The sequence below is a fragment of the Photorhabdus luminescens subsp. luminescens genome, from assembly GCF_001083805.1.
Taxonomy (GTDB): domain Bacteria; phylum Pseudomonadota; class Gammaproteobacteria; order Enterobacterales; family Enterobacteriaceae; genus Photorhabdus; species Photorhabdus luminescens.
Genome location: NZ_JXSK01000009.1, coordinates 229,013 through 243,162 on the forward strand (window position 1 = coordinate 229,013; position 14,150 = coordinate 243,162).

Genomic DNA, 14,150 nt, shown 5'->3' on the forward strand with positions numbered 1-14,150 from the left:
ATAAACTTATTTGGGATCACTATAGCTCTTAATTAGAGGGCTTTGTGGAGACAGCAAACTCACTAAACTGTACTTTCAATGAAAAAAAACATAACTGAGATAAAAATGGGTGCAGATAGTGGAGGAAAACAAGCTATCGAACGCCTGGTGGGTGCGTATGGGTTTAAATCACGTCAAGCGCTGAGCGACCATTTAGGTGTGTCTAAAAGCACAATGGCAAACCGCTATTTAAGGGACAGTTTTCCAGCAGACTGGGTTATTCAATGCAACCTTGAAACCAATGCTTCACTGTTATGGTTAAGCACAGGGCAAGGAGAAATGTTCCCTGATGGGGAAAAGAAAAAGGAATCTTTAAAAAACATTATTATTCCAACAATACAACGCGTTAAATTAGTTGGTGGAAAACTGAACGATGACGACCCAGTGATTTTAGATAATCAACTTATTGCTAAAGAAATAAAAAAACCTCTTATTGTAGATAACAATAACACTTGGTATTTGTTGAATACAGAAGAACCTGATGTTCAGGATGGTTTATGGTTAATTGATATTGAAGGTATGCACAGTATTAAAAAAATAACAAAAATCCCAGTTAGTAAGATCCGAGTTTGTGATAACGACGTAACTTTTGACTGTGCAATTAATGAAATCAACTTTATTGGTCGCGTTTACTTGATGATTTCCAGGTACTGACCCGCTTTTCAATTGTAAGTAAATTAGTTTACTTAGATATGTAAATCCTATACTGATGGCAATTCGTTACTCAAAAATTTTCAGATGTAGTGGATTTCATATACAATAAATTATTTTGCGAGAAATTGCTGATTATTAACTTATTCCGTTGTTCCTTTATAGTATGTATAGTGCGGCGAAAGTTTTTTAAATAGATAAAGAAACGTGATATATTTTGCATAAATTAAGAGCCAATTAGCCTTGGATATTACAAATACAAAATTAACTGTTTAACTAGCCGCACTGCAAATACTAACTTGATCGACAATTTTTTTTATCTACTGGAAAATACTTATATATTGTAGATAACGATGTGTTGTAAATTAATGATAACTGTTTTCGTGTGTGGCCTTTCGCCAACAATCTTGCTGCTTGTTGTTGTTCAACAAATGAAAGTGATACTGGTCTACCACCAATTCTCCCTTGGGCACGAGCGGCTATTAATCCTGCATTTGTTCTTTCTACGATTAATTCCCGCTCCATTTCAGCCAACGCACTCATGACATGAAAGAAAAATCGTCCCATAGAAGTACTAGTATCAATGCTATCAGTCAAGCTTTGAAAATGAATACCGCGTTCACTTAAATCAGAAATCAAAGTTACCATATTTTTTACGCTACGCCCTAATCGATCCAATTTCCAAACGACTAAAGTGTCACCGTTTTTAAGCTGCTTTAAAGCACGTTTTAACCCCGGTCTGTTGGATGTTTTTCCACTAATTTTATCCTCAAAAATTTGCTCACAATTTATGCTTATCAATGCGTTTCGCTGTAAATCACTGTTTTGGTCATTTGTTGATACCCGGATATAGCCTATCTTCGCCATGTGTAACCCTTCCTAATACCAATATGAGACTATTATTATCGAAATTATCACGTATTGGCGAGTTTTTAAAAACCTTGGTTTATTGGAAAAGCTAATTCCGATAGGTGTACCACTTCCTTGGCCGACGGCTACACTGCCGGATGGGTGGTTGCAATGTAATGGCGCGGCCTTTGATAAAGCGAAATTTCCAGAATTAGCCAAGGCTTATCCTGGTGGTAATTTGCCCGATTTACGGGGTGAATTTATCCGTGGTTGGGATGACAAACGTGGCGTTGATCCAGATCGTACATTATTGGTATGGCAAGAAGGGTCTTATTTACTACAGGAAGTTCATCAACCTGCTGATAATGTTGTTAACTTCTCAGTTAATGAGCGTACGAAATTACAGTGGGATACCCCCCAAAATAAAGATATTCAATTAAGAGCTAGAGCTTCTGGAGGTTCAGCAACGACTTGGACTACCAGTGCTACTTATATAGGGGTATCAAGGCCACGTAACGTAGCGTTTAACTACATTGTAAGGGCAGCATAATACTCATGTCTGTATTTGAAGAGATCCCGGTAGGAATACCGCTTCCCTGGCCGACTGACATACCACCAAATGGGTGGGTGAAATGTAATGGAGCAATCTTTGATAAGTCTTTATATCCAAAATTAGCGGAAGTTTATCCGGGGCTGGGATGATGGACGTGAGGTAGATATTGAGTCGATATCGACTGTCCTCTCAATTGGCAGATATTGCTCCACATAGTCACAGGATTGGACGGATGTGGTTCAACTCAAATGGTGGAATCGAGGGGTGGGTACACTAAGTTATATTCTCAATAGTGTCCACCAAGGCGTTAACTACGGAATTGATCCTCGTGGATTAGGTATTGCTATTGGAAGGGGAGCTGGTGGTTTCGGTTATATGGATAATGCGGTTTCGGCTTCGACAGGAATAGAAACACGTCCACGAAACGTGGCATTTAATTACATTGTGAGGATTACCTGATGAATAAGGCTGTACTGGATAAAAATAATATTGCTATCAGTACCGGAAGTATCGTTGTGTTTAATTACGATGCGATTACGCTGGAATATTTAAACAGTTCTGATGAGTATCTTCCCGTTGGTGTCGGTCTTCCTGCCAATTCCTGCGCAGACGTGCCACCTGATACCCAAGAGGGATATGTCGCCTGCCGTTCATCTGATTTAACCGGTTGGCAAATTGTACCAGATTATCGAGGAAAAATAGCCTACGACACACAAACTGGGGAACAGAAAGAAATCATTAAACCTGGTGAATTACCAGAAATGCTGACATTCAAACAGCCAAGCACCGATTTTGACAAGTGGGATGGTGAAATATGGGTAACGGACATTGAAGCTCAAAAAGCCAATCAGATTAAACAGGCAGAACAACAACGTGTCACTCGTCGCCAACAGGCTGATGAAGCCATGACTTTATTACAATATGCTATTGAGACTGAGATGGCCTCAGACGCAGAGAAAACATTATTGCTTGCCTGGAAGAAGTATGTGGTATTACTGAGCCGTGTTGATACTTCAATGGCTTCAGATATTGAGTGGCCACAAATACCAGCATAATAAAATTATCGAGACCGGGCGTTATTCTGTCTCCGGTCTTTTTTCAGTTAAGGCTATATTGGCCTGTCGATTTCCGATGTCTTTGAAGTATCAACCCTGTTAAGTATGACTCGGTATTTTTTCCATTCCTGTGGGTCTTGGCGCATTGGATAAACATTTTGATTACCCTAAAAAGCCAGAGTAGAAAAAGGCCTGCGGTTTGTGAACTGCGGGCCTATATTATTTATACAGGTTGTGCAGGCCACTCAATATCTGGTGCTATAGTGGGATCAATGCGGTTTGCTTGCATTCGGTATTTTTTCCAGGCTTTGAGTTGCTCTATCTCTTCCGCAGTTGCTTCGTCCAGATCAATGGCATCCTGTAAGGGGGCAATATTATTGCTGGCAAGGGCTAACAGTTCCTCTTTATGTCTTTCTGCTTGAGTAATTAACTCGCCCTTTGTGTACTTACGCGGAACAATAGCACCATTTATATATTGCCACTTACCAGAAATATCACAAGAATCAGGCAAATTACTCACCTCAGCCACACTCATTCCATCTGGGTTAAAAGCTGATATATCTCCTGATATAGAACGGATTACATTATTAAAATCATACATTACTTTGATTGTATCAGGGTTAAAGCTTTTCTGGCATTCATACCAGTCTTGGCCGTCTTCTGACTTCAAATAAATGACATTAAAATCCGCAATGAATTTTCTGGCTTGTTTTGAGTCAGGTATGTATTGGGAAAAATTTTTAATATTTTGCATACATTCATCACCTTACTAAATATTAGATATATTCATCCATATACCGTTAACCTTCTTCTGTATTGGCCTACGGTTTACGGTGTTAACTAACTTATCTCTATTTCCATTGATTACAGCAATAATGGCATACCCGCTTACGTCTTCGTCTTCAGGGCTTTTCTGTACTTGCACGTTCTCTTTAGCGCCAAGGCGAATGTCTTGAATATAACGCGTATCTGATTCTGATTTTGTATAAGTACCAATAATCGCAGCGGTTGGCCTATATCCTTCATGATAGACTTGATACCCTCTAACCCGAAGATTATCAGATTTAAGACTCATCCATTCATTGGTTGGCCCTCCAGAGAGGGCATGCTGCCATTTGAAATATTCGTTACCATTATCTCCCGTTCTGAACCACATATAGGAGTCTGTATCACCATCTCCGGTGTTTTTAAAACCGATAGAGGCGAAGTCAGTGTTTCTGTTCCAACTTAGCATAGAGTCAGTAGTAATAATTATGTCACCTGTTACATTGCCCCCGCTACGTTGCAACGCGTTTGCGGCTTTGGTAACGGTTTCCATCAAACCGAGCTCACTCGTCGCTGGTTTATTCAGCGTGTTATATTCTTGTGCCCAAGATGTCCATACTCCGACGTCATTTAAGGAACGAGTGTGTATTCGGCTGCTATTATAAATAAAATAGCGTTGAATGATTCCAGCAGCTTTTAGCACAACAAGTGAACCTGCAAATGGTTCAGGATAGTTATTGCCAGATCCTGCTTGTGCATTCAAACCCTGATAATAAAGCCCTGGCGTTTGATAATCATTTAAATTAGCTTTGTCGGGGATGGATATTGCCTGCCCATTAAAGATATCCTGAGACGTAATATTAATATCCTCAGTTAGAACTTTGCCATTCACTTTCCGGTTGTTTGGAACTGCACCTTTAGCCAAATTTACCGTTTCCACTAAACCAAGATTTTTCAAAACTTACTTATGTGTGAAATTTCAGAAAGAATAGTTTCATATTGGTATTAGGCAAGGTTACATATGGCGAAGATTGGCTATATTCAGGTGTCAATAAATGACCAGAATTGTAGTTTATGAAAAAACGTGTTGATAAGAATAAATTATAAACTATTTTGGAGGGTAAATTTGTAGCAAAAACAACTGATTTAATATTTAATTTTATACTATACAACAAGCACTAATGAAGTTTCATTTCTCATAAAATATAAATTTTATTTACATTAAGTTTAATTATGCTAATTCCATTCCCAAACAAAGTTTAGGTCAGTTATTTCCAAGACAATCAGAAATAAAATTAAATATGAACAGAAAACCCGCAGTTATAAACTGCGAGTTCAACCATTAGCAATTGAGCATCAACGTTTCTTTTTCTTTCCCTGAACTGCCTTAAAACGCGGATTAGATTTACAAATAACATATAATCGACCACGGCGGCTTACAATTTTGCAATCCGGATGGCGAGTTTTTACTGTTTTAAGTGAACTTAACACCTGCATTTTTTATGATCTCTCAATTTATTTATTACCAATAAAACGCCCGAATTTTTTCTGGAATCGTGCAGTGCTTCCTTCCTGAGACAAGGTTTTCTGCTTACCCGTATAAAAAGGATGTGATTCTGATGACACATCAATAGTGACATATGGGTATTCTTCCCCATTAAGGGTAATTATCCGTTCTGTGCGAATCGTGGAGCCAATTGTAAAATAGGCATTAGCACTAGTATCGTGAAATACAACTACCCGGTAGTTTGGATGGATATCTGGTTTCATAATTTCGCCAAAATGTAATAATATAACATTACAATAGCGTAATCTATTTTTATCGGCAAGAAAATAATGATAAATTTTCTTAACTCAAAAAAAAGCCTCTGTATTTTTAATGTACAGAGGCTTATTTCAACGTCTTACTATAAAACGATTATTCTACGGTCACTGATTTAGCCAAATTACGAGGCTGATCAACATCAGTTCCTTTAATCAGAGCAACATGATAGGAAAGCAATTGCAGTGGCACAGTATAAAATATTGGTGCAATCAGCTCTTCAACATGCGGCAATGGAATAATCTTCATTCCTTCACTATCAGTAAAGCCCGCGTCCTGATCAGCAAACACATATAGCAATCCACCACGGGCACGTACTTCTTCGATATTAGATTTCAGTTTTTCTAGCAGTTCATTGTTCGGAGCTACAATGATAACCGGCATATCTGCATCAATCAGTGCTAGTGGGCCATGTTTTAATTCACCGGCAGCATAAGCCTCAGCATGGATATAAGAAATCTCTTTTAATTTCAAAGCCCCTTCAACCGCAATCGGATATTGATCACCACGGCCAAGGAACAAAGCGTGGTGTTTGTCAGAAAAATCTTCCGCCAGCGCTTCAATAATTTTATCTTTCGATAACATGCCTTCGATACGGCTTGGTAGTGCATGTAATGCATGAACAATTTCTTGCTCCTGATCTGCATCAACACCTTTCAAGCGTCCAAGGTAAGCCACCAGCATCAGTAATACTGTCAGCTGAGTTGTAAACGCCTTAGTTGAAGCAACACCAATTTCTGCGCCGGCTTTGGTCATCAGAGCAAAATCAGACTCACGTACTAAAGAAGAACCCGCTACGTTACAGACAGTCAACGATGTGAGATATCCAAGCTCTTTAGATAAACGCAGTGCTGCCAATGTATCTGCGGTTTCACCCGATTGAGACAAGGTGATCAGTAAGCTTCCTGAACGGCGTGCTGATTTGCGGTAACGAAATTCAGAAGCAATTTCTACATCACAAGGAATACCAGCCAATGCTTCAAACCAATAACGGGAAACCATTCCCGCGTTATAGGATGTACCACAAGCAACAATCTGAATATGCTCTACTTTAGCTAATAATTCAGCGGCGTTAGGACCAAGTTCAGACAGATCTACTTGCCCATGACTCAAACGCCTTTCTAAAGTACTTTTGATCGCCATTGGCTGTTCATAGATCTCTTTTTGCATGTAATGACGATAAACACCTTTGTCACCAGCATCATACTGAATATTGGATTCAACCTGCTCCCGTTCAACCGGTTTGCCCTGAGCATTAAAAATACGCACAGTGCGACGAGTTATTTCAGCAATATCCCCTTCTTCAAGGAAGATAAAACGACGAGTAACAGGCAATAGCGCCAACTGATCAGACGCCAGAAAATTTTCTCCAACACCCAGGCCTATAACCAAAGGACTACCGGATCTTGCAGCAATTATTGTTCCAGGATCACGGCTATCCATGATGACTGCACCATAAGCACCGCGTAGCCTAGGAATAACTCGTTGAATAGCCTCCAACAAAGTACCCCCTTGTTTTTGTTCCCAATGAACAAGATGGGCAATAACTTCCGTATCAGTATCCGAGATAAACTGATAACCGAGTTCAATTAATTGAACTCGCAATTCTTCATAATTTTCAATAATACCGTTGTGAACAACGGCAATATAATCAGATATATGCGGGTGAGCATTTTTCTCGTTTGGTTCACCATGCGTAGCCCAACGGGTATGAGCAATACCTGTCCCACCAAGTACTTGCTGCTTATCAACCTTATCAGCAAGTACTTGTACCTTACCGACTTCACGCAGACGAAGCATATTTTTTTCGTTATCAACAACCGCCAAGCCGGCGGAGTCGTAACCGCGGTATTCCAAACGACGTAATCCTTCAATCAGGATTTCTGCAATATCTCGTTGTGCTACTGCACCAACAATTCCACACATCAGTTTTATTCCTAAAAATAGGGCTGATGAAAGCCCTTTATATGTCAAGAGCCTGATTGTTTTCCGGTTTTACCGGTCCCCGAGCCTGTAGAGTGGGGATTATTATTTTATTTTTTTTCCTTCACAGGGCGTTTCCACCCCTGAATATGTGTTTGTTTAGTTCTGCTTACTACCAGTTCATTTTCAGCTATGTTTTTTGTCACTGTTGTCCCTGCTCCGATTGTTGCGCCTTTAGCAACAGTCACTGGAGCAACAAGCTGAGTATCAGAACCAACAAAAACATCGTCACCAATAATGGTTTTAAATTTATTAGCGCCGTCGTAGTTACAGGTAATAGTACCTGCACCAATATTTACATCACGACCAATATCTGCGTCGCCAAGATAAGTCAAATGTCCAGCTTTAGAACCTTTACCCAAGTAAGATTTTTTCATCTCAACGAAATTCCCTACATGGGCTTTTTCAGCAAGTTTAGAACCGGGACGCAAACGAGCAAAAGGCCCAACAGTACAGCCAGTTTCCATTTCAGAATCTTCAACAATTGTATAAGGGCTAATAATAGAATCATCGCCAATAATACAATTCTTCAACACACAACCAGTACCAATCTGTACGTTATTACCAAGGGTTACATTACCCTCAATAATGACATTAGTATCAATAACTACATCACGGCCATGAATCAGTGTGCCACGTAAATCAAAACGAGCAGGATCTAACAGCATAACGCCTGCCAGCAATAATTGTTCCGCTTGTTCAGATTGATAAATGCGTTCAAGAGCGGAAAGTTGAAGGCGGTTATTTACACCTTCCATTTCACTCAAGCGAGTTGGGTGCACCGTTTCAATTTTTCGGCCTTCTTTATAAGCTAACGCAATCACATCAGTAAGGTAGTATTCACCTTGAACATTGTTGTTATCCAATTGGGACAACCAACGTTTTAAATCACCACTATTAGCAACCAGAATACCTGTATTTATTTCATTGATTTTACGTTGATCTTCAGTCGCGTCTTTTTGCTCAATGATGCCAGTTACTTCTCCGTTTTCACGAACAATACGACCATAACCCGTTGGATTATCTAAAATTGCTGTCAATAAACCTATACCACCATCAGGTTTAACCGCTAGCAGGCGTTCAAGGGTATCTGTACCAATAAGAGGTACGTCACCATACAGTATCAAAATATCTTCATCATCAGCGAAATGTGGTGCTGCCTGCTGCATTGCATGGCCAGTCCCTAACTGCTCTGTTTGTAATATCCAGTTCAGTGTTTGATCAGAAAGGCTTTGCTTCATCAAGTCACCACCATGTCCATAAACTAGGTGAACATTTTTAGCACCCAATGCCATTGCAGTATCAATCACATGCTGAACCATAGGTTTACCGGCCAGCAAGTGCAGCACTTTAGGGAGATCAGAGTACATGCGGGTTCCTTTACCCGCGGCAAGGATCACAACACTTTTTGCACTGTTAGACATAAGAAACCCGATAACTCCAATTTAAGAGAGAAAAGTAAACCTGTTTGTAAGATAAATTACTACATATTTCGCAATACAAAAAAGCCAGTTAGCTTTCACCAACTGGCTTATTTATTTAACTGCCTGTATTACATTGCTTTTTTTGTTAATTCGATTACACGAAGTTTTGCAATCGCTTTAGACAATTCAGCAGATGCCTGAGCATAGTCAACATCACCGTGAGAATTACGGATGTGTTCTTCAGCTTTACGCTTAGATTCCAACGCTTTAGCTTCATCCAAATCTTTACCACGGATCGCAGTGTCAGCCAGTACGATAACGCCGCTCGGTTGTACCTCAAGGATACCACCAGAAAGGTAAATAACCTCTTCTTCACCGAACTGCTTAACAATACGTACCATGCCAGGTTTTATGGCAGTCAGTAGCGGCGCATGTCCTGGGTAAATACCCAGTTCACCTTCACTACCTGTCACCTGAATTTTCTGTACCAAGCCTTCAAACATCCGGCTCTCAGCACTGACAACATTCAGATGGTAAGTCATCGCAGCCATGTCAACCTCCGGTCAGCCGTATTAAAGTTTCTTCGCTTTTTCCACAGCTTCTTCGATGGTACCAACCATGTAGAATGCCTGTTCTGGCAAGTGGTCATAGTCACCATTCAGAATACCTTTAAAGCCACGGATAGTGTCTTTTAAGGAAACAAATTTACCTGGTGAACCTGTAAAGACCTCTGCAACGAAGAATGGCTGAGACAGGAAGCGCTGGATCTTACGAGCACGCGCAACTACCAGCTTATCGTCTTCTGACAGTTCATCCATACCCAGGATGGCGATAATATCTTTTAGCTCTTGGTAACGTTGCAGGATAGATTGAACTCCACGGGCAACGTTATAGTGCTCCTGACCAACAACCAGTGGATCGAGCTGACGGCTGGTAGAATCCAACGGATCAACCGCAGGGTAAATACCCAAAGAAGCGATCTGACGGCTCAAAACTACGGTTGCGTCTAAGTGCGCGAAAGTTGTCGCCGGAGATGGGTCAGTTAAGTCATCCGCTGGTACATAAACAGCCTGTACGGAGGTAATAGAGCCGGTTTTGGTAGAAGTAATACGTTCTTGCAGAACACCCATTTCTTCCGCCAGAGTTGGCTGATAACCTACCGCAGATGGCATACGGCCAAGCAGTGCGGATACTTCAGTACCTGCCAAGGTATAACGGTAGATGTTATCAACAAATAACAGAACATCGCGGCCTTCATCACGGAACTTCTCAGCCATTGTCAGACCAGTCAATGCAACACGCAGACGGTTTCCTGGCGGCTCGTTCATCTGACCATATACCAGAGATACTTTATCCAGTACGTTAGAGTCTGTCATTTCGTGGTAGAAGTCGTTACCTTCACGGGTACGTTCACCTACACCGGCAAATACGGAGTAACCTGAATGCTCAATCGCAATGTTACGGATCAACTCCATCATGTTTACGGTTTTACCTACGCCCGCACCACCAAACAGACCAACTTTACCACCCTTAGCGAATGGGCAAATTAGGTCCATTACCTTGATACCGGTTTCCAGCAGTTCTTGAGAGTTAGATAACTCTTCATAGCTTGGCGCTGGACGATGAATAGCCCAACGCTCTTCTTCACCGATATCGCCTTTCATGTCGATTGGCTCACCCAATACGTTCATGATACGGCCCAATGTCGCTTTACCAACCGGAACTTCAATTGGGTGGCCTAAATCAGTGACGCTTAAACCACGGCTTAAGCCATCAGAAGTACCCATTGCAATACAACGAACAACGCCGCCGCCCAACTGCTGCTGAACTTCCAGCACCAGCTTAGCTTCGCCGTTTTGAACCTCAAGAGCATCGTATACTTTTGGTACGGTATCTTGAGGGAATTCGACGTCCACCACGGCGCCGATTACCTGGATAATCTTTCCAGTAGCCATCTTGAATCCTCTACGTAATTCATAAACCTAGCTGTTAAACCGCGGAAGCGCCCGAGACAATCTCGGTCAGCTCCTGAGTTATGCTGGCCTGACGAGCTTTGTTATAAACCAACTGCAACTCTTTGATCAGGCTGCCGCCATTATCAGTTGCGGCTTTCATCGCCACCATTCGTGCGGCCTGTTCACTAGCCAGGTTTTCAACGACGCCCTGATAAACCTGCGATTCTACATAACGACGCAGCAGTATATCTAGCAACGCCTTAGGATCAGGTTCGTATAAATAATCCCAGGATTTCTTCTTCAGTGTTTCATCATCTCCGGCAGGCAGAGGCAATAACTGAGTAATCGTCGGTTCCTGGGACATTGTATTAATGAACTTGTTTGTCACCACATACAATTTATCCAGACGTCCCTCATCGTATGCCCGCAGCATGACATTCACTGGCCCGATCAATTCGGATAGTGAAGGGTTATCTCCCATGCCTGTTACTTGAGCAACAACGTTGCCCCCAACAGAAGCAAAGAAAGAGGTAGCCTTAGAGCCGATAAGAGCCAGATCACACTGGACACCTTTATCAGACCAGTCTTTCATTTCTGAAAGCAGTTTTTTGAACAGATTAGTGTTCAAACCACCGCACAAGCCACGATCGGTAGAAACAACCAGATACCCGACACGTTTGGTTTCACGCTCTTCAAGGTATGGATGTTTATATTCCAGATTACCTAACGCAAGGTGACCAATTACGCTGCGTATGGTTTCTGCATAAGGACGGCTGGCCGCCATGCGATCCTGCGTTTTACGCATTTTGGACGCGGCAACCATCTCCATCGCTTTAGTAATTTTTTGCGTGTTTTGCACGCTGGCGATCTTGGTACGTATCTCTTTTGCGCCGGCCATTCCTGATTCTCCTCATTAACCAGACGGCCCATGTTTAGTTAAACTGGGCCGAATAGTGTTACCAGGACTGAGTTGCCTTGAAGGAATCCAGCAGAGCTTTTAGCTTTGCTTCGATCTCTTCATTGTAACCACCAGATTGGTCAATCTCTTTTAGAAGATCAGCATGTTCACGGTTGGCATATGCAAGCAACGCAGATTCGAAATCAATAACCTTAGCAATTTCGATATCTTCCAGATAACCACGTTCCGCAGAAAACAGAGACAACGACTGTTGTGCAACAGACATTGGCGCATACTGTTTCTGTTTCAGCAATTCAGTTACTTTTTGACCATGATCCAACTGTTTACGGGTTGCATCATCAAGGTCAGAAGCAAACTGAGAAAATGCTGCCAGTTCGCGGTATTGAGCCAGAGCAGTACGAATGCCCCCAGACAATTTCTTAACGATTTTAGTCTGAGCAGCGCCACCTACGCGGGATACGGAAATCCCTGGGTTAACTGCTGGACGAATACCCGCATTGAACAAACTAGATTCCAAGAAGATCTGACCATCAGTAATTGAAATAACGTTCGTTGGTACGAATGCTGATACGTCACCTGCCTGAGTTTCAATGATAGGCAGGGCCGTCAGAGAACCGGTTTTACCTTTCACTTCGCCATTAGTGAATTTTTCTACATATTCAGCATTAACGCGTGCTGCACGTTCCAGCAAACGAGAGTGCAGATAGAAAACGTCACCAGGGAATGCTTCACGTCCTGGCGGACGACGGAGCAACAGGGAAATTTGACGATAAGCCACAGCCTGCTTAGACAAATCATCGTAAACAATCAGCGCATCTTCACCGCGATCACGGAAGTATTCACCCATTGCACAACCAGAATATGGCGCCAGATATTGTAATGCCGCAGATTCCGAAGCAGTCGCAACAACCACAATAGTATTGGCAAGAGCGCCATGCTCCTCTAATTTACGAACAACGTTCGCAATAGTAGAAGCTTTCTGACCAACTGCGACATAGACACATTTTATGCCTGAGTCACGCTGGTTAATGATTGCGTCAATAGCCAGTGCTGTTTTACCCGTTTGACGGTCACCGATAATCAGTTCACGTTGACCGCGACCGATAGGGATCATTGCGTCAACGGATTTATAACCAGTTTGTACCGGCTGATCAACAGATTGACGGTCGATAACACCTGGAGCAATCATTTCAACGGCAGAGAAACCATCATGCTCAACAGGGCCTTTACCATCAATCGGCTCGCCCAGTGTATTTACTACACGACCAAGCAGACCACGACCAACAGGCACTTCAAGAATACGGCCAGTACATTTGACCTTCATGCCTTCTGCTAAGTCAGCATACGGTCCCATTACAACCGCACCTACGGAGTCACGCTCCAAGTTCAATGCGATTGCATAACGATTGCCAGGCAGTGCGATCATCTCACCCTGCATAACTTCGGCTAAACCGTGGATACGAATGATACCGTCGTTAACGGATACAATCGTACCTTCATTGTGAGCTTCGCTCACTACATTGAACTGAGCAATGCGCTGCTTGATCAGTTCGCTGATTTCGGTGGAATTCAGTTGCATATGCTCCAGTCCCCTTAAGACTGCAAGACGTCTGTTAAGCGATCTAAACGGCCGCGAATACTGCCATCGATCACCAAATCACCCGCGCGGACAACCACACCAGCAATAACAGACTTATCAATTTTGCAATTCAGCTTAACTTTGCGTGACAGACGTTTTTCCATCGCTACAGAAATTTTAGCTAGCTGTTGTTCTCTCAGTTCGGCGGCAGAAATCACTTCAACATCAACAGTTGATTCAAGTGATGCACGCAATTGAATAAATTGCTGCAAAACTTCCGGTAACGCCAGTAAGCGACCGTTCTCTGCCATAACACGAATAAAGTTCTGAGCATGCTCATCAACCTGTTCACCGCAAATTGCGATAAAGGTATTAGCTAATGTTTCCGATGCTAATGAACCGGAAAGCAGCTCGCCAACTTGCTCATTACGAGTCACCTCAGCCGTGAACGCCAGCATATTCTGCCATTGTTCAAGCGATTGTTTTTCTACAGCAAAGTCAAAAGCTGCTTTGGCGTAGGGGCGAGCTACAGTAGCGAATTCAGACATGCCCCTCC

The 14,150-nt window shown here is 42.2% G+C and carries 17 protein-coding genes and 1 pseudogene; 5 read left to right on the forward strand and 13 right to left on the reverse strand.

The window, feature by feature from the left end:
• The first annotated feature begins 78 nt into the window (after positions 1 to 78).
• Positions 79 to 693, forward strand: a complete 615-nt coding sequence (locus tag TI10_RS19545) for a phage repressor protein CI (RefSeq protein WP_049585011.1) — start codon at positions 79 to 81, stop codon at positions 691 to 693.
• Between the two features lie 291 nt (positions 694 to 984).
• On the opposite strand, the gene TI10_RS19550 is transcribed toward TI10_RS19545, so the two are convergent.
• Positions 985 to 1,557 (reverse strand): recombinase family protein, encoded by a 573-nt coding sequence (locus tag TI10_RS19550; protein ID WP_049585012.1) that lies wholly within the window; start codon positions 1,555 to 1,557, stop codon positions 985 to 987.
• An 82-nt stretch (positions 1,558 to 1,639) separates the two neighbouring features.
• Here TI10_RS19550 and TI10_RS26730 point away from each other — a divergent pair.
• The 4 genes and pseudogenes from TI10_RS26730 to TI10_RS19565 all read left to right on the forward strand — a co-directional run.
• Positions 1,640 to 1,852, forward strand: a pseudogene (locus TI10_RS26730) (phage tail protein); the annotation flags it as partial.
• A gap of 242 nt (positions 1,853 to 2,094) precedes the next feature.
• Positions 2,095 to 2,241, forward strand: a complete 147-nt coding sequence (locus tag TI10_RS26225; RefSeq protein WP_244161664.1) for a phage tail protein — start codon at positions 2,095 to 2,097, stop codon at positions 2,239 to 2,241.
• Between the two features lie 85 nt (positions 2,242 to 2,326).
• Positions 2,327 to 2,551, forward strand: a complete 225-nt coding sequence (locus TI10_RS26230) for a hypothetical protein (protein WP_053093485.1) — start codon at positions 2,327 to 2,329, stop codon at positions 2,549 to 2,551.
• Complete coding sequence (locus TI10_RS19565) at positions 2,551 to 3,147, forward strand: tail fiber assembly protein (RefSeq protein ID WP_049585014.1); 597 nt, start codon at positions 2,551 to 2,553, stop codon at positions 3,145 to 3,147. The genes TI10_RS26230 and TI10_RS19565 overlap by 1 nt, the downstream gene beginning before the upstream one ends.
• A gap of 53 nt (positions 3,148 to 3,200) precedes the next feature.
• Here TI10_RS19565 and TI10_RS24240 read toward each other — a convergent pair whose 3' ends face one another.
• From TI10_RS24240 to atpH, 12 genes are all read right to left on the reverse strand, one after another.
• Positions 3,201 to 3,293: a tail fiber assembly protein gene (locus tag TI10_RS24240; protein ID WP_074525106.1), complete on the reverse strand. Its 93-nt coding sequence runs from the start codon at positions 3,291 to 3,293 to the stop codon at positions 3,201 to 3,203.
• Between the two features lie 77 nt (positions 3,294 to 3,370).
• Positions 3,371 to 3,901: a tail fiber assembly protein gene (locus tag TI10_RS19570; protein WP_049585015.1), complete on the reverse strand. Its 531-nt coding sequence runs from the start codon at positions 3,899 to 3,901 to the stop codon at positions 3,371 to 3,373.
• Between the two features lie 15 nt (positions 3,902 to 3,916).
• Positions 3,917 to 4,837: a pyocin knob domain-containing protein gene (locus TI10_RS26235; protein ID WP_244161665.1), complete on the reverse strand. Its 921-nt coding sequence runs from the start codon at positions 4,835 to 4,837 to the stop codon at positions 3,917 to 3,919.
• A gap of 431 nt (positions 4,838 to 5,268) precedes the next feature.
• Positions 5,269 to 5,409, reverse strand: coding sequence for a type B 50S ribosomal protein L36 (gene ykgO / locus TI10_RS24250; RefSeq protein WP_074525105.1), 141 nt, complete (start codon positions 5,407 to 5,409; stop codon positions 5,269 to 5,271).
• An 18-nt stretch (positions 5,410 to 5,427) separates the two neighbouring features.
• Positions 5,428 to 5,682: a type B 50S ribosomal protein L31 gene (locus TI10_RS19580; protein ID WP_049585017.1), complete on the reverse strand. Its 255-nt coding sequence runs from the start codon at positions 5,680 to 5,682 to the stop codon at positions 5,428 to 5,430.
• Between the two features lie 148 nt (positions 5,683 to 5,830).
• Positions 5,831 to 7,660, reverse strand: coding sequence for a glutamine--fructose-6-phosphate transaminase (isomerizing) (gene glmS, locus TI10_RS19585; RefSeq protein ID WP_049585018.1), 1,830 nt, complete (start codon positions 7,658 to 7,660; stop codon positions 5,831 to 5,833).
• 107 nt (positions 7,661 to 7,767) lie between these two features.
• Positions 7,768 to 9,141, reverse strand: coding sequence for a bifunctional UDP-N-acetylglucosamine diphosphorylase/glucosamine-1-phosphate N-acetyltransferase GlmU (gene glmU, locus TI10_RS19590; RefSeq protein ID WP_049585019.1), 1,374 nt, complete (start codon positions 9,139 to 9,141; stop codon positions 7,768 to 7,770).
• 128 nt (positions 9,142 to 9,269) lie between these two features.
• Entirely contained in the window at positions 9,270 to 9,692 is a 423-nt protein-coding gene (locus tag TI10_RS19595; protein ID WP_011144452.1) for a F0F1 ATP synthase subunit epsilon, read from the reverse strand.
• A gap of 21 nt (positions 9,693 to 9,713) precedes the next feature.
• Positions 9,714 to 11,096 (reverse strand): F0F1 ATP synthase subunit beta, encoded by a 1,383-nt coding sequence (atpD, locus tag TI10_RS19600; RefSeq protein ID WP_049585020.1) that lies wholly within the window; start codon positions 11,094 to 11,096, stop codon positions 9,714 to 9,716.
• A 34-nt stretch (positions 11,097 to 11,130) separates the two neighbouring features.
• The gene (gene atpG, locus TI10_RS19605; RefSeq protein ID WP_049585021.1) at positions 11,131 to 11,994 is read right to left on the reverse strand and encodes a F0F1 ATP synthase subunit gamma; all 864 of its coding nucleotides are present in this window, start codon (positions 11,992 to 11,994) and stop codon (positions 11,131 to 11,133) included.
• Positions 11,995 to 12,052: 58 nt separating this feature from the next.
• Positions 12,053 to 13,594 (reverse strand): F0F1 ATP synthase subunit alpha, encoded by a 1,542-nt coding sequence (gene atpA / locus TI10_RS19610; protein ID WP_036814820.1) that lies wholly within the window; start codon positions 13,592 to 13,594, stop codon positions 12,053 to 12,055.
• Between the two features lie 14 nt (positions 13,595 to 13,608).
• Complete coding sequence (atpH, locus tag TI10_RS19615) at positions 13,609 to 14,142, reverse strand: F0F1 ATP synthase subunit delta (RefSeq protein WP_046396704.1); 534 nt, start codon at positions 14,140 to 14,142, stop codon at positions 13,609 to 13,611.
• Between the last annotated feature and the right edge of the window lie 8 nt (positions 14,143 to 14,150).

Coding starts and splice junctions, on each gene's coding strand:
- TI10_RS19545 (WP_049585011.1), top strand. CDS start 79: ATGAAAAAAAACATAACTGAGATAAAAATGGGTGCAGATAGTGGAGGA.
- TI10_RS19550 (WP_049585012.1), bottom strand. CDS start 1,557: ATGGCGAAGATAGGCTATATCCGGGTATCAACAAATGACCAAAACAGT.
- TI10_RS26225 (WP_244161664.1), top strand. CDS start 2,095: ATGTCTGTATTTGAAGAGATCCCGGTAGGAATACCGCTTCCCTGGCCG.
- TI10_RS19565 (WP_049585014.1), top strand. CDS start 2,551: ATGAATAAGGCTGTACTGGATAAAAATAATATTGCTATCAGTACCGGA.
- TI10_RS24240 (WP_074525106.1), bottom strand. CDS start 3,293: ATGCGCCAAGACCCACAGGAATGGAAAAAATACCGAGTCATACTTAAC.
- TI10_RS19570 (WP_049585015.1), bottom strand. CDS start 3,901: ATGCAAAATATTAAAAATTTTTCCCAATACATACCTGACTCAAAACAA.
- ykgO (WP_074525105.1), bottom strand. CDS start 5,409: ATGCAGGTGTTAAGTTCACTTAAAACAGTAAAAACTCGCCATCCGGAT.
- TI10_RS19580 (WP_049585017.1), bottom strand. CDS start 5,682: ATGAAACCAGATATCCATCCAAACTACCGGGTAGTTGTATTTCACGAT.
- glmS (WP_049585018.1), bottom strand. CDS start 7,660: ATGTGTGGAATTGTTGGTGCAGTAGCACAACGAGATATTGCAGAAATC.
- glmU (WP_049585019.1), bottom strand. CDS start 9,141: ATGTCTAACAGTGCAAAAAGTGTTGTGATCCTTGCCGCGGGTAAAGGA.
- TI10_RS19595 (WP_011144452.1), bottom strand. CDS start 9,692: ATGGCTGCGATGACTTACCATCTGAATGTTGTCAGTGCTGAGAGCCGG.
- atpD (WP_049585020.1), bottom strand. CDS start 11,096: ATGGCTACTGGAAAGATTATCCAGGTAATCGGCGCCGTGGTGGACGTC.
- atpG (WP_049585021.1), bottom strand. CDS start 11,994: ATGGCCGGCGCAAAAGAGATACGTACCAAGATCGCCAGCGTGCAAAAC.
- atpA (WP_036814820.1), bottom strand. CDS start 13,594: ATGCAACTGAATTCCACCGAAATCAGCGAACTGATCAAGCAGCGCATT.
- atpH (WP_046396704.1), bottom strand. CDS start 14,142: ATGTCTGAATTCGCTACTGTAGCTCGCCCCTACGCCAAAGCAGCTTTT.